The sequence below is a fragment of the Streptomyces sp. NPDC001568 genome, assembly GCF_042893755.1.
Lineage (GTDB): Bacteria > Actinomycetota > Actinomycetes > Streptomycetales > Streptomycetaceae > Streptomyces.
On sequence record NZ_JBIAVF010000007.1, the window covers coordinates 255,798 to 276,691 of the forward strand.

The window sequence follows — 20,894 nt, forward strand, 5'->3', positions numbered from 1 at the left end:
TTTGCTTTCATGTCCATCACCCAGTCCGACGTCAAGTACACCGCCGTGGCCACCGCCGAGAACGGCCGTGACGGTCGCGTCGCCACCAGCGACGGCAAGCTCGACGTCGTCGTGAACCCGCCGAAGGAGCTCGGTGGCAACGGCGAGGGCACCAACCCCGAGCAGCTGTTCGCCGCCGGCTACAGCGCCTGCTTCCAGGGTGCCCTCGGTGTCGTCGCGAAGAACGAGAACGCCGACATCTCCGGCTCCACCGTCACCGCCGAGGTCGGCATCGGCAAGAACGACGACGGCTTCGGCCTGATCGTCAAGATCTCCGCCGTGATCCCCAACGTGGACGCCGCCACCGCCAAGGACCTCATCGAGAAGGCCCACCAGGTCTGCCCGTACTCCAAGGCGACCCGCGGCAACATCACGGTCGAGCTGGCCGTCTGACAACCGCCGTACGCAGCGAAGGCCGCACCCCTCCCGGAGGGGTGCGGCCTTCGCCGTAAACTGGCCCCATGCGTGATCTTGCGGGGGGCTTCCGGTACTTGCTGGCCGGACAGCGATGGGTGTTCGGACACGGCCGCTGGCTGGGCTTCGGCCTGCTGCCGGGCGTCGTCGCGCTGGTGCTGTACGTCGGGGCGCTGATCGGGCTGTTCCACGGCGCCGACGACTTCACCGCCTGGGCGACGCCCTTCGCCTCGGACTGGTCCTCACCGTGGCTCGACATCTTCCGCGGCACCCTGACCGCGCTGGTCTTCGCCCTCGGCCTGTTCCTCACCGTGATCACCTTCACCGCGGTGACCCTGCTGGTCGGCCAGCCCTTCTACGAGTCCCTCTCCGAGCAGGTCGACCGGACCGAGGGCGGCGAGGTCCCCGAGTCGGGCCGTTCCCTGTGGGCGGACCTGTGGATCTCCGCCCGGGACAGCCTGCGGCTGCTGCTGCGCGTGGCCCTCTTCGGCATCCTGCTGTTCGCCCTCGGGTTCGTCCCGGTGCTCGGGCAGACCGTCGTCCCGGTCATCGGGTTCTGCGTCTCCGGCTTCTTCCTGACCCAGGAGCTCACCTCCGTCGCCCTCCAGCGGCGCCGCGTGGACCTCGACGAGCAGCTGACCCTGCTGCGCGGGCGCCGCGCGCTGGCCCTCGGCTTCGGGGTGCCGCTGGTGCTGTCGTTCCTCGTCCCGTTCGTCGCCGTGTTCCTGATGCCGGGCGCGGTGGCCGGGGCGACGCTGATGGCCCGCGAACTGGTCGGCGCCGACGAGGAGCACCCGCCGGGCGAGGCGCCGGACGCCAAGGGCGGACCCGACGGGCTCGGCCGGACGCCCCCGGTCCCCGGCTTCGGGCCGCCGCCCTCCTCGTACGCGTAGGGGCGCTCCCCGCTCCCCGCTCCGCCGCCCTCCGCGTACGCCCGAGCGCGCGTCCCGCTACGCCGCCGCGCGCCGCAGCAGGGTGATCGCCCCGGCGGTGTCCTCGCCCGCGTGGGCGGCCGGGTCGGCGGCCAGCCGCTCCCGCATCAGGTCCAGGTACGGGGTGATCAGCTCGGCGCTGACGCCCTGCTCGGCAGCGGTCGTCAGCAGCGTCCCACCGGCCGCGACCTGCATGGCCAGGTTGGACTCGACCCCGGAGGTGAAGTCCCGGGAAGTCAACCGCTCGGCGGCGTTCCCGACGAAGAACCCCATCGCACCCAGCCACTCGGACAGCAGCGGGGACAGGCTCGCGGGGGCGATGTCCTCGCCCTCGATCAGGGCGTAGGCGTGCGAGATCCCCGCGAACAGGCCGTACATCGCGCTGAGCAGCGCCACGTCGTGCAGGGCCGCGTGGCCCGGGTCCTCGCCGACGAAGCGGGCCCCGGCCGGGACCTCCAGGGCGGCCCGGTGGGTGTCGAACAGGGCGCGCGAGCCGCTGTAGAAGACGTACCCGCCGGTCTCCGGGGCGCCCATCATCGACGGCGTGCCCATGATCCCGGCGTCCACGAAGCGGGCCCCGCGGGCCTGCGCCCAGGCGGCCCGCGCCCGACCCTCCGCGGGCGTACCGGTGGTGAGGTTGACCAGGTCCTTGCCGCTCAGGTCGACGCCTTCGAGGGTGGCGTCGATGGACTTGTCGTCCAGCAGGCAGAGCACGACCAGGTCGTTCGCGGCGACCGCCGCGGCGGGGTCGGCGGCGACGAGGGCGCCTTCGGGGGCCAGGGCCCCGGCCTTGGCGGCGGTGCGGTTCCAGACGGTGAGCGGGTGCCCGGCGGCGAGCCAGGTGCGGGCGAGGACGGTCCCCATGGCGCCGAGGCCGAGGAGGGTGAGCGGGCTCTGCGTGGTGTGCGTGTCGGTCATGGCGTTTAGCCTGGTGGCAGGCGGTGAACCGCTCAAGTACGCACTTCGGAGTGGGTGGTTACCCCGAAGTGAGCGAGCAGGTGGGGAGGGGTGCGCGATGGCGCTGACACGCAGGCCCGGAGCGGATCACTGCGGGATCGCCGCGGCGATGTCGGTGATCGACGGCAAGTGGAAGGTCTCGCTCCTTTGGGAGCTGGACCAACATCCGGGACGGCGCTTCGGTGAGCTGCGCCGACTGGTTCCCGGCGTCTCGGAGAAGGTCCTCGCCGCGCAACTGCGCGAGCTGGAGGCCGACGGGATCGTCCACCGCGAGGTGTACGACGAGGTCCCGCCCCGGGTGGAGTACTCGCTGACCCCGCTCGGCCAGGAACTGAACACGGCCCTGGAGGCGCTGGGCGCCTGGGGCAGCCGGCACCTCCTGCCGGCCCCGGCCCCGGCGTCGGCCCGCACGCCGACGCCGACGGCGGCGGTCGCCGGCTGACCGCCGCCCGACGGATCGGGCGGCGGCGCCGGTGGCCCCCTCGGGAGGGCTCCCGTCAGGCGGTGGACCGGGCGGGACCCTCCGCGGGCACCTCCGCAGTCACCACGCCCTCCTCCGCCGGGCCCGCCTCCGCGAGCAGCGCCCCGCCCGGGGCCCACACGGCCGAACGGCCGCAGCCCGTCCACCGACCGGCCGGGCCGACGTGGTTGGCGAGGACCACGTACAGGCCGTGGTCCCGGGCGATGCCCGGGTAGATCCGGGCGCGCTCGCCGATCCCGTCGCCCGAGCCGTACAGGGTGCTCGCCAGGTGGACCCGGCAGCCGTCGGCCGCCGCCCGACCGGTCAGCTCCGGGAAGTGGTTGTCGTAGCAGACGCCCAACGAGAAGCGGATGCCGCCCAGTTCGAAGCGCCCGTCGTCGGAGCCGGCCCGGAAGGCGTCGTGCTCCTGCTGGTAGAGGTGCTGCTTCGCGTACGTGGTCAGCAGCGCGCCGTCCGCGCCGTACACCAGCGTCGCGATGAAGGGGCGGCCCCCGTCGGCGGCGGGCAGCGCGACGTTGACCGCGCCGGCGATCCCCGCGGAGCGCAGCGGGTCCAGGCGGGGGTCGTCGGCGGCGGTCCACAGCCCCGGATCGGCGGCGAGCGCCTCCAACTCGTAGCCGGTGAGCGTGAACTCGGGGAACACCACCAACTCGGCGCCCCGTTCGCGGGCCGAGGCGGCGAGCTCCGCCGCCCGGGCGGCGTTGGCCCCGACGTCGCCGGGAACGCAGCTCAGTTGCGCGGCGGCGATCCTCACGCGCCGGCCCCGGCCGTCTTGATCGGCGCCGGGACGAACCGCGCTTCCAGGGACTCGACCACGACGTGGTGGTCGGAGAACGGCGAGTCGGTCACCGTGCACCCGCGCCGGACCTCACTGCCGAACAGGTAGTCGATCTTCGCGCCGGAGCCGTGCGTGGCCCGCCCGGTGCGCGCGGTGCCGCTCTGGTCGCACTCCCGGTAGCCGCCGTCGAGTTCGGGGCGGGCGGTGTAGAGGCCGGCGGGCCACACCCAGGCGTCCTTGGGGTTCGTGGAGTCGGGGGAGAGGGCGTTGAAGTCCCCGCCGAAGACCGTGCCCGGGAAGGTGTTCACGACCGCCTTGATCTCCTTGAGCTGGTCGTCCCGGTAGTCCCACGTCGGGTGGTCCGGGTTGCTGCCCAGCGGCGAGAGGTGGACGTTGCACAGCCGGATCCGCAGCTCCGCCGACGTGGCGCACTGGAAGGGCCGCTGCTGTCCGACGTACGGCTGCGTCGTCGGGTACTCCCGGGCGTCCGTCAGCTGCCCCTTGAGCACGATCGCGGTACCGATGCGGTCGGCCCGTCCGTTGTCCTCGCCGCAGCGGCTGTTCCACTTGCCGGAGGCGCCCTGGGACCACTGGTACGGGGCGAAGCTCTTGCTCCAGTCCGGGCCCAACTGGGTCATCAGGGCCGCGAGATCGTCCTCGCAGACCTCCTGGAGCAGTACGGCCCGCACGTCCTGGCTCCGGACCTGGTCCTTCACCACGTCGATCTTCTGCTGCGGCGCACCGGTGCCCTCGCAGTGCCAGGTGGCGCGCTGCGAGCCGCACATGTTCCAGGACATGACCTGGTACGGCGTCGTGGCGGCGGCGGCCGACGGCGTACCCAGGCCGGTGGCGAGCAGTAGGGCGGTCAGGACCCCCGCGCTCCTCATCGGTACTCCGGACGTGCTCATGAAAACTCCCCGTTCTCGGACGACTTGGTCGCCGATCAAGGTATCCGCACGTCCGGCCCTGTCAGTTGGCGGGCCCGGGGCCGCGGAGCAGCGTCAGGAAGGAGCGGAACGCGGCGGGCATGTCCACCGATTCGGGGGCGAGGAGCCACTGGTACTGGAGGCCGTCCATCACCGCCGTCAGCAGGGGGGCGGCCTGCTCCGGGGTCAGGCCCGAGGGCAACCGCTCCCCGAACTCGGCGCGCAGCACCGCCGCCATCTCGCCGCGCACCTGGGCGTAGCGCTCGGTGAAGAACGCGCGGGCCGGGTGGCCGTCGGTCACGCTCTCGCCCAGCAGCGCCGAGAAGGTCTGCACGATGCCGGGCCGCATGGCGTTGTACTCGACCAGCGAATCCAGCAGGTCCAGCCGCCAGGCGCCGCCGGCGACGCGCGAGCCGCCCCCGGTGTCCCAGCGGTCGCGTTCCTCCAGCACCGCCACGAGCAGGGACTCCTTGGTCGGGAAATAGTGCAGCAGGCCCTGCTGGGTCAGGCCCACGCGCTCGGCGACCGCGCCCAGGGCGGCGCCCCGGTACCCCCGCTCCGCGATCACCTCGACCGCCGCGCGGACGATCTCGCCGCGCCGCTCCTCGCTCCTCGCCCTGGCCATGGCCGGCACCCCTTCCGTTCTCGCCCGCAAGCAGGACCGTACGGCATCCCAATGTCACGAACCCATCACGAACCCTACCGTTCACCAGGGAACGGGTCCACCATGGGGCCACCGCACCCACCGCACCGCACTCAACGAGGAGGCACGGCCGTGACCGATGCTGCCCAGAACGGCGACCAGACCCGGGACGAGACCCGCGACGTGAGCGGCGCCGGGACCCGCGACGCGAGCGGGGACCGGATCCGCGAGGACGCCGTGGAGGCGGCCCTCGGGAAACTGGACCTGGACACCAAGACCCGCCTGCTGGCCGGTCAGGACATGTGGTCCCTGCCCGCCCTCCCCGAGATCGGCCTGAGCTCCCTGGTCATGTCCGACGGCCCGATCGGCGTGCGCGGCGTGCGCTGGACCGCCGACGACCCGTCGATCGCCCTGCCCTCGCCGACGGCCCTGGCCGCGTCCTGGGACCCGGCCCTCGCCCGCCGGGCGGGCCGGCTGCTGGCCCAGGAGGCCCGCCGCAAGGGCGTCCACGTCCTCCTGGCGCCCACCGTCAACCTGCACCGCTCGCCGCTCGGCGGCCGGCACTTCGAGTGCTACTCCGAGGACCCCTACCTCACCGGGGAGATCGGCAGCGGCTACGTCAACGGCGTGCAGGACGGCGGGGTCGGCACCACCGTCAAGCACTTCGTCGGCAACGACGCGGAGACCGAACGCTTCACCGTCGACTGCGTCATCGCCCCGCGCCCGCTGCGCGAGCTGTACCTGGCACCGTTCGAGGCCATCGTGGCCAACGCCCACCCGTGGGGGATCATGACCTCCTACAACCGCCTCAACGGCACCTCGATGACCGAGAACACGCACCTGGTGAACGAGGTCCTGCGCGCCGAGTGGGGCTTCGACGGGTACAACGTCTCCGATTGGATGGCGGCCCGCTCCACCACCGGTGACATCCTCGGCGGCCTCGACGTGGCCATGCCCGGCCCCGACACCGTCTACGGCCCCGCCCTCGCCGAGGCCGTCCGGGCCGGGGAGGTACCCGAGTCCGCGGTGGACGCCGCCGTCCGCAACGTACTGCGGCTCGCCGCCCGCGTCGGCGCCCTGGAGGGCGCCCCGCCCGCGGTCACCGAGGTGCCGGACGCCGTGGACGGGCAGGCCCTGGCCCGGGAGATCGCGGCCCGCGGCTTCGTCCTCGTGCGCAACGAGGGCGGCGTGCTGCCGCTCGCCGGGGGCGGGGGCCGCACCGTCGCCCTGCTCGGCGCCGCCGCCCGCGACGCGCGCATCCTCGGCGGCGGCAGCGCCACCGTGTTCCCCGAGCGGCTGATCACGCCGCTGGACGGCCTCACCGAGGCCCTTCCCGAGGGCGCCCTGACCTTCGCCGTCGGCGCCGACCCGAGCGAGGAACTCACCCCGGCCGACAAGGGCTTCACCTTGCGCGCCGTCTGCCGCGACGCCGCCGGCGCCGTCCTCGGCGAAGGCAGCCTGCCGAGCGGTCAGGTCCAGTGGATCGGCGACGACCTGCCCGCGGGCGTCTCGTACGGGACCCTGGCGAGCATCGAGGTCACCGGTACCTTCCTGCCGCGCGAGAGCGGCGACCACGCCTTCGGCACCCGGGGGTTGGGCGCCTTCGCCCTCACCGTCGACGGAACGCTCCTGTGGGAGGGCGTCCAGGAGCTGGGCAACGAGGCCGACCCCTTCGAGGCCTTCTTCGGCGCCCCCAGCGAGCGCGCCGGGATCCCGCTCACCGAGGGGCGGCCCGTGGAGGTGTCGCTGACCTATCGGGTCCCCGACATGGGGGCGGTGTCGCTCAAGGCGATCATGTTCTCGCTGCTCCACCTCGGACCGCGGCGCGATGCCGACGACCTGATCGCCGAGGCCGTGGAGGCCGCCCGGAACGCCGACACCGCCATCGTGGTCGTCGCCACCACCGAGCGGGTCGAGTCCGAGGGCTTCGACCGGGAGGACCTCACCCTGCCGGGCCGCCAGGACGACCTGGTGCGGGCCGTCGCCGCGGTGAACCCGAACACCGTCGTCGTGGTCAACGCGGGGTCCCCGGTGGAGCTGCCCTGGCGCGAGGAGGTCGCCGCGGTCCTGCTGACCTGGTTCCCCGGGCAGGAGGGCGGGGCCGCGCTGGCCGACGTACTCCTCGGGGACGCCGAGCCCGGCGGACGCCTGCCCACCACCTGGCCCGTCGCCTTCGCCGACGCGCCCGTCACCGAGGTGATCCCGACCGAGGGGCGCCTGGAGTACGCGGAGGGGCTCCTCATCGGCTACCGGGCCTACGAGGCGGGCTCCGTCGTGCCCGCTTACCCCTTCGGGCACGGACTGGGATACACGGACTGGGCGTACGAGTCCCTGGAGGCCGGCCCCGAGGGCGTGCGGGTCCGGCTCACCAACATCGGCACCCGGCCGGGCCGCGAGGTCGTCCAGGTCTACCTGGCGCCCGTCGCCGACAGCGTGGAACGGCCCGCCAGCTGGCTGGCGGGCTTCGCGGGCGTCGAGGCCGGTCCCGGGGAGAGCGTCGAGGTGGAGATCGCCCTGCCCGCCCGCACCTTCGAGATCTGGGACGAGGAAGCCCGCGGCTGGCGTCGCATCGGCGGCGGCTACGAGGTCCGCGCGAGCCGCTCGCACACCGACACGCGGCTGACGGTCACGCTCGACCTGGCGTGACCCGACCTGGCCCGACCCGACCCGACCCGACCCGACCTGGCCCGACCCGACGGTGCGTGACGCGCCGTCATGCGAACCGCCGTCATATGACCTGACGGCCCGGCGCGGAGCACCGCGCCCACCGCCGCCCGACACGCCGGAAGGCCGAATGGCCTGAAGTCGACGCTCGCGCGGCCCCGGAACGGACCGGAGGCGGGACCTGACACCCGCCTCCGGTCCTCCGCGTCAACGCGGCGGCTCGGCCGCCGTCACCTGCCGGTGCGCAAGTTCGGCCAGCCGCGCCTGCCCGTCCTTGCCCGGGTGGAACCAGTCCCAGTGGCTCAACTGATCCGCCGCGAACGGGTACTGGAACACCGCGCCGCCGTCGTAGCGGCACAGCGCGTCCTTGCCGCAGACCTCGCGCAGGACCTCGTTGTACTCGACCACCCGCGCCCGCACCTGCTCCCGACGGGCCGTGGCCCCCGCGGTCGCCGACAGCGGTTCGGCCAGCATGGACTGACAGATCCCCAGCTTCCAGATCTGCCGCACCATCGGACTGTCCTTGCCCTGCTCCCACAGCCGCTGGAGGTCGGGCACGGAGGACACGTACACCTGGGAGGCGGGGGACGCCGCCCGCAGTTCCTTGAGCGCCTTGTCGAACCCCTCGCGGAACTCCGCCACCGGGGTCATCGACGAAGCCGTCGGCCGGCAGGCGTCGTTCGAGCCCACCATCACCGTGACCAGGTCGGGCTTGTGTCCGGCCGCCGCGGTCAGCTGCGCCGACAGGTCCGCCATCCGGGAGCCGGTCACCGCGTAGTTCCAGCTGCGCGCCTGCGCCTGCGTCTCGCCCAGCAGTCGTGCGGCGAGGGAGCGGACCAGGGGGTCGTTCCCGGTGGACCAGGACGCCTCCGGACAGTCCGCCAGCACCGAACACGCGTCGAAGCCGCGGGTGATGGAATCGCCGACGGCGGCGATCGAGGTGGGCGCCGTGTTCCAGCGCGGCGCGGACTGCGCCCCCCGCTCACCCTCGCCCGCCGGACCGCTCTCGTCACAGGCCGTGAGGGAAGCGGCCAGGACGGCCACCGCCACGCCCGCGCCCGCGAGGGCCCGGCGCGCGCGGCGGCGCGGAGCGGTGGTGCGCATGGGGTGGTCCTCCCTCGTCGCCCCTGGTCCTTCGGGGGCGTCCTGCTGAGTGAATGCTCGGTGTTCGGCGGCCTCGGAGCGACCGTACGTCACACCATGACTCTCGGCGCACGGTAGCTTTTTCCCGTGGCGTTTCGGCCGCCACTGCCGATGCGCAATGTCAAATAATTTCCGTTACATTACATCACGTCACATACTGTCCGTTTTCTGGAGTTTATTCCCGACCTCGTCCCACACTGGAGGTCCCGGTGACGACACGTGGAGTTCTGTACGTGCATTCCGCACCGCGCGCGCTCTGCCCGCACGTGGAATGGGCTGTAGCGGGCGTGCTCGGGGTGCGGGTGAACCTCGACTGGATCCGTCAGCCCGCCTCCCCCGGCACCTGGAGAGCCGAGTTCTCCTGGCAGGCCGAGGTGGGCACCGCCTCTAAACTCGCCTCCGCGCTGCGCGGCTGGCACCTGCTCCGCTTCGAAGTGACCGCCGAACCCTGTCCGACCGCCGAGGGCGAGCGCTACAGCTCCACGCCGGAACTCGGCATCTTCCACGCCGTCACCGGCATGCACGGCGACATCCTGATCCCCGAGGACCGGCTGCGCGCCGCCCTCGCCCGCTCCGTGCGCGGCGAGACCAACCTGGAAGCCGAGATCGCCAAACTCCTCGGGAAGCCCTGGGACGACGAACTGGAACCCTTCCGGTACGCCGGCGAGGGCGCCCCGGTCCGCTGGCTCCACCAGGTCGTCTGACGGCCCCGCCCGAGGGCCGGTACGTGAAGGGCCCCGCCCGGCAGAAGCCGGGCGGGGCCCTTCACGTCGTACGGGACCGCGGATCAGACGCTGCGGAACGCGAGCGTCACGTTGTGACCGCCGAAGCCGAAGGAGTTGTTGATCGCCGAGATCGGACCGTCGACGGGCAGCTTGCGCGGCTCGCCGCGCACGATGTCCGCGTCGATGTCGTCGTCCAGCTCGGTGACGTTGATCGTCGGCGGGGCGATCCGGTGGTACAGCGCGAGGACGGTGGCGACCGTCTCGATGCCGCCCGCGCCGCCCAGCAGGTGACCGGTCATCGACTTGGTCGCGGAGATCGCGATGTGGTCGAGGTCGTCGCCCAGGACCTTGCGCAGGGCCTTCAGCTCGGCCGTGTCGCCCTGCGGGGTCGAGGTGGCGTGCGCGTTCAGGTGCACCAGCTCGGACGGGTCCAGGTTGGTGTTGTCGAGCAGGTTCTGCACCGCCGCCGCCACGCCGCGGCCCGTCGGCTCCGGCTGCGCGATGTGGTGGCTGTCCGCGGACAGACCCTGGCCCAGCACCTCGCAGTAGACGCGGGCGCCACGCTTCGCGGCGTGCTCGGCGGACTCCAGCACCACGACGCCCGCGCCCTCACCGAGGACGAAGCCGTCACGGCCCTTGTCGTAGGGACGGGAGGCGCCGGTCGGGTCCTCGTTGTTCTTCGACATCGCCATCATGTTGGCGAACGCGGCGATCGGCAGCGGGTGGATCGCCGCCTCCGTGCCACCCGCGACGACCACGTCGGCACGGCCCGTACGGATCATCTCGACGGCGTAGCCGATGGCCTCGGCGCCCGACGCGCACGCGCTGACCGGGGTGTGCACACCGGCGCGGGCGTTGACCTCCAGGCCGACGTTGGCCGACGGGCCGTTCGGCATGAGCATGGGGACGGTGTGCGGGGAGACCCGACGCACACCCTTTTCCTTCAGTACGTCGTACTGGTCGAGCAGCGTGGTGACGCCGCCGATACCGGAGGCGATCACGGTGCCCAGTCGCTCGGGAACGATCGACTCGTCCTCGCCCGCCGGCGCCGTGTACCCGGCGTCGGCCCAGGCCTCACGGGCGGCGATGACGGCGAACTGCGCCGAGCGGTCGAGCTTGCGGGCCAGGGGGCGGGGCAGTACCTCGCTCGGATCCACGGCTGCCTGCGCGGCGATGCGGACCGGGAGTTCGGCGAAGCGCTCGCCCTCCAGGGGCGTGACACCGGACCGGCCGGCGAGCAGGCCTTCCCAGGTCGAAGCGCTGTCGCCACCCAGCGGAGTGGTTGCGCCGATACCGGTGACGACCACGGTGCGATTGGTCGGGCTCACAGGAATTCTTTCTCCACGTCTCAGGGGGTGCTGAATTGTCACGGCGCCACCGCCAGGTGGCGACAAACGCTCGGCAGGCTTTAGGCCTGGTTCTTCAGGATGTAGTCCGCGGCGTCGCCGACCGTCTTGAGGTTCTTGACGTCCTCGTCCGGGATCTTGACGTCGAAGCGCTCTTCGGCGGCGACGACGACCTCGACCATGGACAGGGAGTCGACGTCAAGGTCGTCGGTGAAGGACTTGTCGAGCTGGACGTCCTCCTGCGGGATGCCGGCGATCTCGTTGACGATCTCGGCGAGACCTTCGACGATCTCTTCCTGGGTGGCGGCCATGTGGCGCTCCTTCTATAGCTGAATGGGTTGATCAGGGGCGGAACGGATTCCGACCCTAGGGGAGGGTAACGACCGTGGCGGCGTAGACGAGTCCCGCCCCGAAGCCGATGACGAGCGCGGTGTCGCCGCTCTTCGCCGCTCCGGTCGCCAGGAGCCGCTCCATAGCGAGCGGAATCGAGGCGGCCGACGTGTTGCCGGTGGTTTCCACGTCACGGGCGACCGTGACGTGCTCCGGCAGCTTCAGAGTCTTCACCATCGAGTCGATGATCCGCATGTTCGCCTGGTGCGGAATGAAGACGTCCAGGTCTTCGGCGGTGATCCCGGCGGCGTCGAGAGCCTGCTGGGCCACCTTGGCCATCTCGAAGACGGCCCAACGGAAGACCGCCTGACCCTCCTGCGTGATGGCCGGGAACTTCTCCCCGCCGCCCTTGCCGAGGTACTCGTCCCACGGCACGGTCTGCTTGATGGTGTCGGACTTGTCGCCCTCCGAACCCCACACCGTGGGGCCGATGGCCGGTTCGTCCGACGGACCCACGACCACGGCGCCCGCACCGTCACCGAACAGGAAGGCCGTCGCGCGGTCCTCCAGGTCGGTCAGGTCCGAGAGCCGCTCGACGCCGATGACGAGGACGTACTGCGCCGAACCCTCGACCACCATGCCCTTGGCGAGGGTCAGACCGTAGCCGAAACCGGCACAGCCCGCGGAGATGTCGAACGCGGCGGGCTTCACCGCGCCCACGCGGTGGGCGATCTCCGTCGCCACGGCCGGGGTCTGCTTGAAGTGCGAGACCGTCGAGACGATCACGGCGCCGATCTGCTCCGGGGAGATCCCGGCATCGGCCAGCGCCTTCCCGGACGCCTCCACCGACATCTGGGCGACCGTCTCGTGCGGCCCGGCCCAGTGCCGCGTGGCGATGCCCGACCGGGAACGGATCCACTCGTCGGACGAGTCGATCGTCTCCAGGATGACCTCGTTGGGCACCACACGGGTCGGACGGTAGCCACCGACACCCAGGATGCGGGCGTACGGGGAGCCCTTGGCCGGCTTGATCTTGGACATGCTGTGTGGGCTCCTTCTCTCAGGCCGCGTGCTCGGCGAGGAGCGCCGCGGCCTTTTCGAGATCGTCCGGCGTCTTCAGGGCCACGCTCGGCACACCCTTGAGGGCGCGCTTGGCCAGACCCGTCAGCGTGCCACCGGGGCACAGTTCGACGATCCCGGAAACGCCCAGCGAAGCGAACGTCTCCATGCACAGGTCCCAGCGGACCGGGTTCGCGACCTGGCCGACCAGGCGGGCGACGACGTCGGCGCCCGAATCGATGACGAGGCCGTCCCTGTTCGACACGTACTTCAGGACCGGGTCGGCCGGGGTGAGGGCCTGGGCGGCCTTCTCCAGCTCGGCGACCGCGGGGGCCATGTGGTGCGTGTGGAAAGCGCCCGCGACCTTGAGGGCGACGACCTTCATGGAGCCTTCGGGCTTCTCGTCCACCAGGGCGGCGATCTGCTCGACGGTACCGGCGGCCACGATCTGGCCCGCTCCGTTGATGTTGGCCGGGGTGAGCCCCAGCTTCTCCAGATGTGCGACCACCACGTCCTGGTCGCCGCCGAGGACGGCGGCCATGCCGGTCTCGGTGACGGCGGCCGCGTCGGCCATGCCCAGACCGCGGGTCCGGACGAACGACAGCGCGTCCGCGTCGGACAGTACGCCCGCGACCGCTGCGGCGGTGATCTCACCGACGCTGTGGCCCGCCACGGCGCCGAAGGCCGAGGACGCGCCGAGCGCCGAAGCGGACAGGAGACCCGCTGCGACCAGCAGCGGCTGTGCCACGGCCGTGTCGCGGATCTCGTCCGCGTCGGCCTTCGTGCCGTAGTGGGCAAGGTCGAGCCCGATGGCGTCCGACCAGCCGGCGACGCGGTCTGCGGCACCGGGGAGTTCGAGCCAGGGAGTCAGGAAGCCGGGCGTCTGAGCGCCTTGGCCTGGAGCGACGAGTACGAGCACCCTCACACTCTCTCTTGTGGATGGTCCCCGCCGCCCGTGGGGACAGGGACGAAGAACCGTCGGGGTAATTGTTGATGTCCGACAAAAGTCTAGGACTGCGGATCCCCGTCGGCCAGACGCCCCAGGATCAGGGCGATTCGCAGCGTGAACGCCGAACGCACATCGGACGGTGACCATCCGGTGACGTCGGTCACACGTCGCAGCCGGTAGCGCACCGTGTTGGGGTGCACGAACAGCATCCGCGCGGCCCCCTCCAGGCTGCTCGCCTGCTCCAGATAGACACTCAGCGTCTCCAGGAGCGCGGAGCCCGCCTCCTCCAGTGGTCTGTAGATCTCCTCCACCAGCTGCTCCCTGGCCGAGGGATCGGACGCGATCGCGCGCTCCGGCAGGAGATCGTCCGCCAGCACCGGTCGGGGCGCGTCCTGCCAGGCCGTACAGGCCTTCAGGCCGGCCGCCGCCGCCTGGGCGGACTTGGTCGCGTTCAACAGGTCCGGGACCACCGGTCCGGCCACCACCGCACCGGCCGCGAACGGCCCGATCAGCGACTTCGCCACCTGCATCGGATTGTCACTGCCGCCCGCGATCACCACGAGGCGGTCGCCGAGCACCCCGGTCAGCACCTGGAGCTTGTGGTGGCGGGCCGCGCGCCGGATCGCCTCGACCGTCAGCTCGCTGTCCCCGTCCGGCGCCGTGCCCAGCACGACGCACACGTGCTCCGGCGAGTTCCAGCCGAGCGCGGCGGCCCGCGACAGGGCGCCCTCGTCGGCCTCGCCCGACAGCACCGCGTTCACGACGAGCGACTCCAGGCGGGCGTCCCACGCCCCGCGCGCCTCGGCGGCCTGCGCGTACACCTGGGCGGTCGCGAAGGCGATCTCCCGGGCGTACACCAGCAGGGCCTCGCGCAGGATCGACTCGTCGCCGGGGGCCGCGACCTCGTCGATCGCGGTCTCCATGACCTCGATCGTCGTCCGCACCATCTCGACGGTCTGACGCAGGGTGATCGCCCGGGTCAGCTCCCGCGGAGCCGTCCCGAACACGTCGGTGGAGATCGCCTGCGGCGTCTCGGGGTGCCGGAACCACTCCGTGAACGCGGCGATCCCGGCCTGGGCGACCAGACCGATCCACGAGCGGTTCTCCGGCGGCATCGCCCGGTACCACGGAAGGGTCTCGTCCATGCGCGCGATGGCGTTGGCGGCGAGTCGACCGGAGGACTTCTCCAGTCGGCGCAGCGTCGCGGCGTGCGGGTGGGCCGGATGCGCGGGACGGGTCTCGGGTGACTGCTCACGTTCGGGTTGGGGCACGGGACAAGACTGCCTTATCGGCGCCCCGGCGCGGACTCCGGTCCCGCGCCCCGTCCCGCCCCTCGGGCTACGGTGGCCCCCATGATTGATGTACGCCGAGCCGTCGACCGGTACGCCGGAGGGGATCCGGGCGCCGGGATCACCACCGGGCACGCCTTCTCCTTCGGGTCCTTCTACGACCCGGACAACATCCGCTTCGGCCCGGTGCTCGCCTGCAACGAGGAGCGCCTCGCGCCCGGCGCGGGCTTCGACGAGCACCCCCACAGCAACACGGAGATCGTCACCTGGGTGGTCGAGGGGGAGCTCACGCACCGGGACGGCGTCACCGGCGGCACGGGCCTGGTGCGGCCCGGCGACGTACAGCGGCTCGGCGCCGGATCCGGGGCCCGGCACGTGGAGCGCAACGACGGGGAGGTGCCGCTGCGGTTCGTGCAGCTGTGGCTGGCGCCGCTCGCCGCCGGCGGCGAGCCCTCGTACGACCTGGTCCGCGGCCTCGTGGACGGCACCCCGTACGAGGTACCGGCGGCCGGGGCGGTGCTGCACGTCCGGCGGCCGGCCGCGGGCCAGCGGGTCCCCGTACCGGACGCGGAGCGCGTCTACCTGCACGTCGTCCGCGGGGACCTGCGGCTCGACGGGGAGGAGCTGGGCCCCGGGGACTCGGCGCGGATCACCGCCGAGAAGGGCCTGGAGGTCACCGCCGGTTCCCCGGGGGAACTGCTGATGCTGGAGCTGCCGCTGTAAGGCCGTCCAGGCCGACCCGGCCGACCCGGCCTAGCCGCGCAGCTCGGCGAGGACCGCGTCGGTGAACGGGGTCCAGGCCTGTGCGGCCCACGGGCCGAACGCGCGGTCCGTCAGCGCGACGCACGCGGCGCGGGCGTCCGGGTCCACCCACAGGAAGGTGCCGGACTGGCCGAAGTGCCCGAAGGCGCGCGGCGAGGAGTTCAGGCCCGTCCAGTGCGGGGACTTGCCGTCGCGGATCTCCAGGCCGAGGCCCCAGTCGTTGGGCGACTGGTGCCCGTAGCCGGGCAGCACGCCCTTGAGGCCCGGGTGGACGACGGAGGTCGCCCCGGCGACCGTACGCACGTCCAGCAGGCGGGGCGCCTGGAGTTCGGCGGCGAAGCGCACCAGGTCGGCGACGGTGGACACGCCGTCCTTCGCGGGCGACCCCTCCAGGGCGGACGAGGTCATGCCCAGCGGCTCGAACACGGCCTGGTGCAGGTACTCGGCGAAGGGGATCCCGGTCGCCTTCGCGATGTGGTCGCCGAGCACCTCGAAACCGGCGTTGGAGTACAGCCGGCGCTGCCCGGGCGGGGCCATCACGCGGTGCTCGTCGAACGCCAGTCCGCTGGTGTGCGCGAGCAGGTGACGGACCGTCGACCCCTCGGGTCCGGCCGGCTCGTCCAGCTCGATGGCGCCTTCCTCGTACGCGACGAGGGCGGCGTACGCGGCGAGCGGCTTGGTGACCGAGGCCAGCGGGAAGCGCTGCTCGACGGGGCCGTGCGCGCCGACCAGGGTGCCGTCGGCGCGCACCACGGCGGCCGCGGCGGTCGGTACCGGCCAGGTGTCGATGATCCGCAGACTGTCCATGCCGTTGCCCGTCCCCGTGCTCTTCGTGCCCGCCGCGCCGTGCGCGCTGTTCGTGCGGCCGAGCCTACTTGCTTGGAGTGCACTCCAAGGTTTTAGCGTGGAGCCATGAGCCTGACGCAGACGCGGTACACGATCAGCGAGGTCGAGGCCCGGACCGGCCTGACCCAGCACACGCTGCGCTGGTACGAGCGGATCGGCCTGATGCCGCACGTGGACCGCTCCCACTCGGGGCAGCGCCGGTTCAGCGACCGGGACCTCGACTGGTTGTCCTTCGTGGGCAAGCTGCGCGCCACCGGCATGTCGGTGGCGGACATGGTCCGGTACGCCGAACTGGTCCGCGAGGGCGAGCACACCGTCGACCAGCGCCGTGAGCTGCTGGAACGCACCCGTACCGAGGTGCGGTCCCGGATCACGGAGCTGACGGACGCCCTCGGCGTACTGGATTTCAAGATCGGGATGTACGAGATGCGCACGGTCGCGGGGAAGGCACGGTCATGACGGAACAGCACGAGCAGCGCCGGCAGCACGGGAACACCGGCATCGAGCGGACGGAACTGGGCAAGGGGGGCCCGGTCGTCGGCGTCCAGGGCCTCGGCTGCATGGGGATGAGCGAGTTCTACGGGGACACCGACGAGGCGGCGGCCCGGGCGACCCTCGACGCGGCGCTCGACGCCGGGGTCACGCTCTTCGACACGGCGGACGTCTACGGACGCGGCGCCAACGAGGAGTTCCTCGCACCCTTCGTGGCCGCCCACCGGGACGGGATCACCCTCGCCACGAAGTTCGGCATCGAGCGCACCGACGACCTCCACCACCGGGGCGTCCGCAACGACCGGGCGTACGTCCGGCGGGCCGTCGAGGACAGCCTGCGGCGACTCGGCACGGACGTCATCGACCTCTACTACATGCACCGCCGGGACCCGCGGGTGCCGCTCGCGGAGTCGGTGGGCGCGATGGCCGAGCTGGTGCGCGAGGGGAAGGTGCGCCACCTGGGGCTCAGCGAGGTGACGGGGGCCGAACTGCGCGAGGCGTACGAGGTGCACCCCATCGCGGCGCTCCAGTCGGAGTGGTCCCTGTTCAGCCGGGACGTCGAGCGCAGCGCGGTGGGCGCGGCGGCGGAGCTGGGGGTGGCCTTCGTCCCGTACTCACCGTTGGGGCGCGGCTTCCTGACCGGGGCCTTCGCGGACGCCTCGGTGGACCTGTCGGCGGGCGACTACCGCCAGTACCAGCCGCGGTTCACCGGCGACAACGCCCGGGCGAACGCGCAGCTGTTGGCTCCGGTCCGGCGGATCGCGACCGCGCACGGGGTCACGCCCGCGCAGGTCGCGCTGGCGTGGGTGCAGCAGCGGGCGGCGGTCCACGGCCTGACGGTGGTCCCGATCCCCGGCACGCGGCGGCCGGGGCGGGTCGTGGAGAACGCGGCGGCGACCCGGATCACCCTGACGGGCCCGGAACTGGCCCTGCTGGAGCCGATCGCGGCGGGCGTCGCGGGCGACCGCTACCCGGACATGAGCTCCACCTCGGCGGCCCGCGAGGCCTGATGCCGCGTCCCCGTCCCGCCCGCGGTCAGGAGGGTGTGAAGCGCGCCCGGAGCGCCGAGTACTCGGCGTCCGTGAGCAGGCCCGCGCCGTGGAGTTCCGTCAGGTGGCGCAGGCGGTCGTCCTCGGACGGGCCGCTCGACGGGACGGAGGCGACGGGGGTGCGGGCGCGCAGGGCCGCGAGGACGGCCGCGGCGAAGGGCAGCGACTCGTGGACGGCCCCGTAGCCGACGCCGAAGACCGCTGCGGCGAGGTCGTGGTCGGGGTGGGCGTCGGTGGTGCTGTCGCGGGGCAGGAGGCGCAGGTGGCCGCCGCCCGGGCGGTCGGGCGAGGCCCACTCGACGCCGGTCAGGGAGGTCAGCGGGTACCGCTGGTCGCCGGCCTTCCACTTGGCGCTGGTGGCGCCGGTACGGGACCACTGGAAGGTCACGACGGCGCCGTCGAAGCCGACACGGGCGTCGTAGGCCTTGAGCTGGAGCGGCGGCGCGGGCACGTCGACGAGGAACCGGTCGGTGGGCTCGTCGGCGTCCGGGGCGAGGCGTTCGCGCAGGGCGTGCGCGAAGGCGTCGGCGGCGGTCGCGCGGTCGCGGGGCAGGACGAGCCGGTAGGGGTCGCAGGCGTCCTTGAGCTGCCCGGCGGCCGCCTCCATCAGGGGGTCGGCGCCCGGCCGTGGTTCGGCGCGCAGGACCACCGTGTCCCTTCGGCCCGCGCTCACGTTCGCCCCGGACAACGCTTCGAGGGGGATCCTGCGCGGGCCCAGCGCGTGCCAGAGCCGTGGCGTTCGCATCCCCCGTGCGAAGCGGATGAGCACCGAGTCCGAGTCGAACTCCCAGACGGCATGATTTCCGGCCAGTACGTCACCCATGCGGCACATCGTAAAGGGACGTGACCCCGCACGTCTTCATCGTCGGGGGACCAGGTTTTCCGGGGTTCTGCCGGTGAGGGGCTGGGAGGGTCCTCGTCAGTCCCCGTCAGTCACCCTCCGTACCGGAAATTCCGCGGCGGCAGTCGTCACCGTCGCCCGCACAGGCGATGGAACCGAACGCGCCGGTTCCGATCCGGGCGAAGTTGTCGAGCGAGGCGGTACCTGGCTCGAAATAGCCGGTGTGGCTCTTCGCACCCGCCGAGGACAGCACGCGCGCGCCGAACTCCGGGGACACCGGATCCGCTCCGTGGCCCAGCCCGCCGAGCTCCAGGTGCGGTACGTCCTCGATCCAGTCGCCGTCGTCGCGCATGGCCCACACCCGGGCGCTCGTGCCCAGCTCCGAGACGTTGCCGGCGCGCATGCCGGGGCTGCCGGCGACGACCACGTCCGTGACCCGGCGGGGCAGCCCGTGGGCGGCGACCCCGCAGACCACCGACCCGTAGCTGTGGCAGAACAGGACCACGCCGGCGTCGCCGGGCAACGCGGCCGCCAGGGACCGCAGCCGGGCGGCGCCCTGGACGGCGAGCCGGCCCGTGGCGGCGTCCATGCCGACGCCGGTGGGCGCGGTGTAGCCGGCCCAGGCGATGACGGCGGTGGCGCTGCCGGGCGAGGCCGCGCGCTCGGCCTCGTACAGGGACCGCCCCATGCCGGCGGGGGCGGTGAGGCGGCGCTGGGTGCGCTCGAAGGTGACGGCGTCGGTGTCCACGCCGGGCACGACCACCGAGACCCGGCGGGCCCGGTCGAGGTCGCCGAAGACCTCGGCGACGAGGCCGCCGCCGGTGGGGTCGAAGGTGAGGATCTGGCGGCCCGGGTCGGCCAGCGAGGCGAAGCGGTGGGCGCGCCGGATGGCCGTGGCCCGGTCGGCCGGGGTGAGGGCGACGTCGCCGGCGCGCTCGCGCTCGACGCGCTCGGCCCGGTCCAGGGAGGTGCGGTTGGCCTCGTAGCGCAGGTGGGCGGGGACCCCGTCGAGGTTGCCGACGACGAGGGGGTAGCCGGTGACGAGCCGGGTCCGCTGGGCGCCGTCGAGGCCGGCGAAGAAGCGGGCCACCGTCCGTACGGGTGCGTCGACGGGCGGCACGCTCCGGCCGTCGATCCGGGCCACGGCCCACGCGGCGAGCGCGGCGGCCCGCGCCGGGGTGCCGGCCTCGGGGCGGTGCACGGCGGTCCAGCCGGTGGTCGCCAGCATGACGAGGACGACCCCGAGCACGAGCAGTGTGCGCAGGGCGGCGACGGGGCGCGCGGGTACCGCGGCGGCGAGGGAGGGGGCGGGGCCGGACAGTTTCACTGGAGTCAGACTAAAAGACCGCCGGAGCCCCTGGCGCGCCGGGTGATGGGGCTCACGGCCGGTGGTGGGACGGTGCCCGCCATCCGGCGGAGCGGCCCGCGACGGAGAGTCGCGGTCCGTCGTTCGCGCGCCCGCGCGGGCGTGACGGTCCGACCGCGGTCGGCGCTGTGATCCCCGGGGCGGCGACCGTCGGTCGTCAGCCGAGGTCGGCGGGGGTGCGGCGCCAGTGGGGGGCGAGGGCCGGTTCGATCTGGTCGAGGTAGGCCTCGGTCATCCGCCGGATGGCGTCCACGCTGGCGTCCTCGCCCTGCCCCCAGAGCCGCCCGGTGACGCGCATCACGCCGCAGAAGGCGGCGACGGCCACCCGGGGCCGGGGATCGACGTCCACGTCCAGGCCCTCGCGGGCGGCGATCAGCCGGGCGATCTCCTCCTCCAGCTCGGTGGATCGCCGCAGGTGGACGGCGAGCAGCGCGGGCGTGGACTCGATCAGTTGGTAGCCCCGCATGTACAGGTCGACGGGGACCACCTCGGAGATGGCCTCCTCGACGGTGTCCCAGGCGGCGAGGACCGCGCGGCGCATGGCGGTGAGGGGCCCCTCGGCGCCGGGGCGGGCCCGCAGTTCGGCGACGAAGTGCGATTCGACCAGGTCCTGGACGGCGAAGGCGACCTCCTCCTTGTTCGCGAAGTAGCGGAAGAAGGTGCGCTGGGAGACGTCCACGGCGGCGGTGATCTCGTCGACCGTGGTCCGTTCGTAGCCCTGGGAGATGAACAGGAGGAGGGCCGCGCGCAGGAGGGCGTCCCGGGTGCGCCGCTTCTTGCGCTCGCGCAGTCCGGCCGCCGCGGGGGCGGTCGGTGCGGGTCGCGGATCGGTCATCACCGTAGGGGTCCTTTCTGACGCAGAG

The 20,894-nt window shown here is 72.8% G+C and carries 22 protein-coding genes; 8 read left to right on the forward strand and 14 right to left on the reverse strand.

The genetic code is table 11. The annotated features are described in order from the left end of the window. Nucleotides 1-9: 9 nt before the first annotated feature. Together ACFY0I_RS15440 and ACFY0I_RS15445 are read left to right on the forward strand one after the other, a co-directional pair. On the forward strand, nucleotides 10-432 hold the full coding sequence (locus ACFY0I_RS15440; RefSeq protein WP_383999646.1) for an organic hydroperoxide resistance protein: 423 nt from the start codon (nucleotides 10-12) through the stop codon (nucleotides 430-432). A 68-nt stretch (nucleotides 433-500) separates the two neighbouring features. Further along, a complete protein-coding gene (locus ACFY0I_RS15445) occupies nucleotides 501-1,346 on the forward strand; it encodes an EI24 domain-containing protein (protein ID WP_388894999.1) in 846 nt (281 codons plus the stop codon). 57 nt (nucleotides 1,347-1,403) lie between these two features. Here ACFY0I_RS15445 and ACFY0I_RS15450 read toward each other — a convergent pair whose 3' ends face one another. After that, nucleotides 1,404-2,303 carry an NAD(P)-dependent oxidoreductase gene (locus tag ACFY0I_RS15450; protein ID WP_388895001.1) on the reverse strand — a complete coding sequence of 300 codons (900 nt, stop codon included), beginning with the start codon at nucleotides 2,301-2,303 and terminating at the stop codon, nucleotides 1,404-1,406. Between the two features lie 97 nt (nucleotides 2,304-2,400). Here ACFY0I_RS15450 and ACFY0I_RS15455 point away from each other — a divergent pair, with 97 nt between their 5' ends. Further along, nucleotides 2,401-2,784 carry a winged helix-turn-helix transcriptional regulator gene (locus ACFY0I_RS15455; RefSeq protein ID WP_388895003.1) on the forward strand — a complete coding sequence of 128 codons (384 nt, stop codon included), beginning with the start codon at nucleotides 2,401-2,403 and terminating at the stop codon, nucleotides 2,782-2,784. A 55-nt stretch (nucleotides 2,785-2,839) separates the two neighbouring features. On the opposite strand, the gene ACFY0I_RS15460 is transcribed toward ACFY0I_RS15455, so the two are convergent. The 3 genes from ACFY0I_RS15460 to ACFY0I_RS15470 all read right to left on the reverse strand — a co-directional run bounded on the left by ACFY0I_RS15460 (nucleotide 2,840) and on the right by ACFY0I_RS15470 (nucleotide 5,152). Continuing rightward, nucleotides 2,840-3,577: a carbon-nitrogen hydrolase family protein gene (locus ACFY0I_RS15460; RefSeq protein ID WP_388895004.1), complete on the reverse strand. Its 738-nt coding sequence runs from the start codon at nucleotides 3,575-3,577 to the stop codon at nucleotides 2,840-2,842. Further along, on the reverse strand, nucleotides 3,574-4,509 hold the full coding sequence (locus tag ACFY0I_RS15465) for an endonuclease/exonuclease/phosphatase family protein (RefSeq protein ID WP_388895006.1): 936 nt from the start codon (nucleotides 4,507-4,509) through the stop codon (nucleotides 3,574-3,576). Before ACFY0I_RS15465 ends, ACFY0I_RS15460 begins: the two co-directional genes overlap by 4 nt. A gap of 61 nt (nucleotides 4,510-4,570) precedes the next feature. Further along, nucleotides 4,571-5,152, reverse strand: coding sequence for a TetR/AcrR family transcriptional regulator (locus ACFY0I_RS15470; RefSeq protein WP_388895008.1), 582 nt, complete (start codon nucleotides 5,150-5,152; stop codon nucleotides 4,571-4,573). A 102-nt stretch (nucleotides 5,153-5,254) separates the two neighbouring features. Between ACFY0I_RS15470 and ACFY0I_RS15475 the strand changes: the two genes are divergently transcribed. Further along, nucleotides 5,255-7,816: a beta-glucosidase gene (locus ACFY0I_RS15475; protein ID WP_388895010.1), complete on the forward strand. Its 2,562-nt coding sequence runs from the start codon at nucleotides 5,255-5,257 to the stop codon at nucleotides 7,814-7,816. A 225-nt stretch (nucleotides 7,817-8,041) separates the two neighbouring features. Here ACFY0I_RS15475 and ACFY0I_RS15480 read toward each other — a convergent pair whose 3' ends face one another. Next, on the reverse strand, nucleotides 8,042-8,938 hold the full coding sequence (locus ACFY0I_RS15480) for an SGNH/GDSL hydrolase family protein (protein ID WP_388895012.1): 897 nt from the start codon (nucleotides 8,936-8,938) through the stop codon (nucleotides 8,042-8,044). 248 nt (nucleotides 8,939-9,186) lie between these two features. On the opposite strand from ACFY0I_RS15480, the gene ACFY0I_RS15485 reads away from it, so the two are divergent. Then, a complete protein-coding gene (locus ACFY0I_RS15485; protein ID WP_388895014.1) occupies nucleotides 9,187-9,681 on the forward strand; it encodes a DUF3145 domain-containing protein in 495 nt (164 codons plus the stop codon). 83 nt (nucleotides 9,682-9,764) lie between these two features. Here the strand turns inward: ACFY0I_RS15485 and fabF are convergent, their stop codons facing one another. From fabF to ACFY0I_RS15510, 5 genes are all read right to left on the reverse strand, one after another. Continuing rightward, nucleotides 9,765-11,030 carry a beta-ketoacyl-ACP synthase II gene (fabF, locus tag ACFY0I_RS15490; RefSeq protein ID WP_281206280.1) on the reverse strand — a complete coding sequence of 422 codons (1,266 nt, stop codon included), beginning with the start codon at nucleotides 11,028-11,030 and terminating at the stop codon, nucleotides 9,765-9,767. A gap of 80 nt (nucleotides 11,031-11,110) precedes the next feature. Continuing rightward, the gene (locus ACFY0I_RS15495) at nucleotides 11,111-11,359 is read right to left on the reverse strand and encodes an acyl carrier protein (RefSeq protein ID WP_281206279.1); all 249 of its coding nucleotides are present in this window, start codon (nucleotides 11,357-11,359) and stop codon (nucleotides 11,111-11,113) included. A gap of 55 nt (nucleotides 11,360-11,414) precedes the next feature. Then, nucleotides 11,415-12,419 carry a ketoacyl-ACP synthase III gene (locus ACFY0I_RS15500; RefSeq protein WP_388895017.1) on the reverse strand — a complete coding sequence of 335 codons (1,005 nt, stop codon included), beginning with the start codon at nucleotides 12,417-12,419 and terminating at the stop codon, nucleotides 11,415-11,417. Nucleotides 12,420-12,438: 19 nt separating this feature from the next. Then, nucleotides 12,439-13,356: an ACP S-malonyltransferase gene (locus ACFY0I_RS15505; RefSeq protein WP_383999671.1), complete on the reverse strand. Its 918-nt coding sequence runs from the start codon at nucleotides 13,354-13,356 to the stop codon at nucleotides 12,439-12,441. A gap of 89 nt (nucleotides 13,357-13,445) precedes the next feature. Continuing rightward, the gene (locus ACFY0I_RS15510; protein WP_362878239.1) at nucleotides 13,446-14,657 is read right to left on the reverse strand and encodes a helix-turn-helix domain-containing protein; all 1,212 of its coding nucleotides are present in this window, start codon (nucleotides 14,655-14,657) and stop codon (nucleotides 13,446-13,448) included. Nucleotides 14,658-14,738: 81 nt separating this feature from the next. Here ACFY0I_RS15510 and ACFY0I_RS15515 point away from each other — a divergent pair, with 81 nt between their 5' ends. Beyond that, the gene (locus tag ACFY0I_RS15515; protein ID WP_388895020.1) at nucleotides 14,739-15,398 is read left to right on the forward strand and encodes a pirin family protein; all 660 of its coding nucleotides are present in this window, start codon (nucleotides 14,739-14,741) and stop codon (nucleotides 15,396-15,398) included. 30 nt (nucleotides 15,399-15,428) lie between these two features. Here ACFY0I_RS15515 and ACFY0I_RS15520 read toward each other — a convergent pair whose 3' ends face one another. Continuing rightward, nucleotides 15,429-16,244, reverse strand: a complete 816-nt coding sequence (locus ACFY0I_RS15520) for a serine hydrolase domain-containing protein (RefSeq protein WP_388895022.1) — start codon at nucleotides 16,242-16,244, stop codon at nucleotides 15,429-15,431. A gap of 105 nt (nucleotides 16,245-16,349) precedes the next feature. Between ACFY0I_RS15520 and ACFY0I_RS15525 the strand changes: the two genes are divergently transcribed. Then, the gene (locus tag ACFY0I_RS15525) at nucleotides 16,350-16,742 is read left to right on the forward strand and encodes a MerR family transcriptional regulator (RefSeq protein WP_388895024.1); all 393 of its coding nucleotides are present in this window, start codon (nucleotides 16,350-16,352) and stop codon (nucleotides 16,740-16,742) included. Beyond that, entirely contained in the window at nucleotides 16,739-17,785 is a 1,047-nt protein-coding gene (locus ACFY0I_RS15530) for an aldo/keto reductase (RefSeq protein WP_388895025.1), read from the forward strand. Before ACFY0I_RS15525 ends, ACFY0I_RS15530 begins: the two co-directional genes overlap by 4 nt. Before the next feature lie 25 nt (nucleotides 17,786-17,810). Here the strand turns inward: ACFY0I_RS15530 and ACFY0I_RS15535 are convergent, their stop codons facing one another. The 3 genes from ACFY0I_RS15535 to ACFY0I_RS15545 form a co-directional block, all read right to left on the reverse strand. After that, nucleotides 17,811-18,656 carry a DUF4429 domain-containing protein gene (locus ACFY0I_RS15535; RefSeq protein WP_388895027.1) on the reverse strand — a complete coding sequence of 282 codons (846 nt, stop codon included), beginning with the start codon at nucleotides 18,654-18,656 and terminating at the stop codon, nucleotides 17,811-17,813. Between the two features lie 97 nt (nucleotides 18,657-18,753). Continuing rightward, nucleotides 18,754-19,893 (reverse strand): alpha/beta hydrolase, encoded by a 1,140-nt coding sequence (locus tag ACFY0I_RS15540; protein WP_388895338.1) that lies wholly within the window; start codon nucleotides 19,891-19,893, stop codon nucleotides 18,754-18,756. Between the two features lie 295 nt (nucleotides 19,894-20,188). Then, nucleotides 20,189-20,866, reverse strand: coding sequence for a TetR/AcrR family transcriptional regulator (locus tag ACFY0I_RS15545; RefSeq protein ID WP_388895030.1), 678 nt, complete (start codon nucleotides 20,864-20,866; stop codon nucleotides 20,189-20,191). Nucleotides 20,867-20,894: the final 28 nt, after the last annotated feature.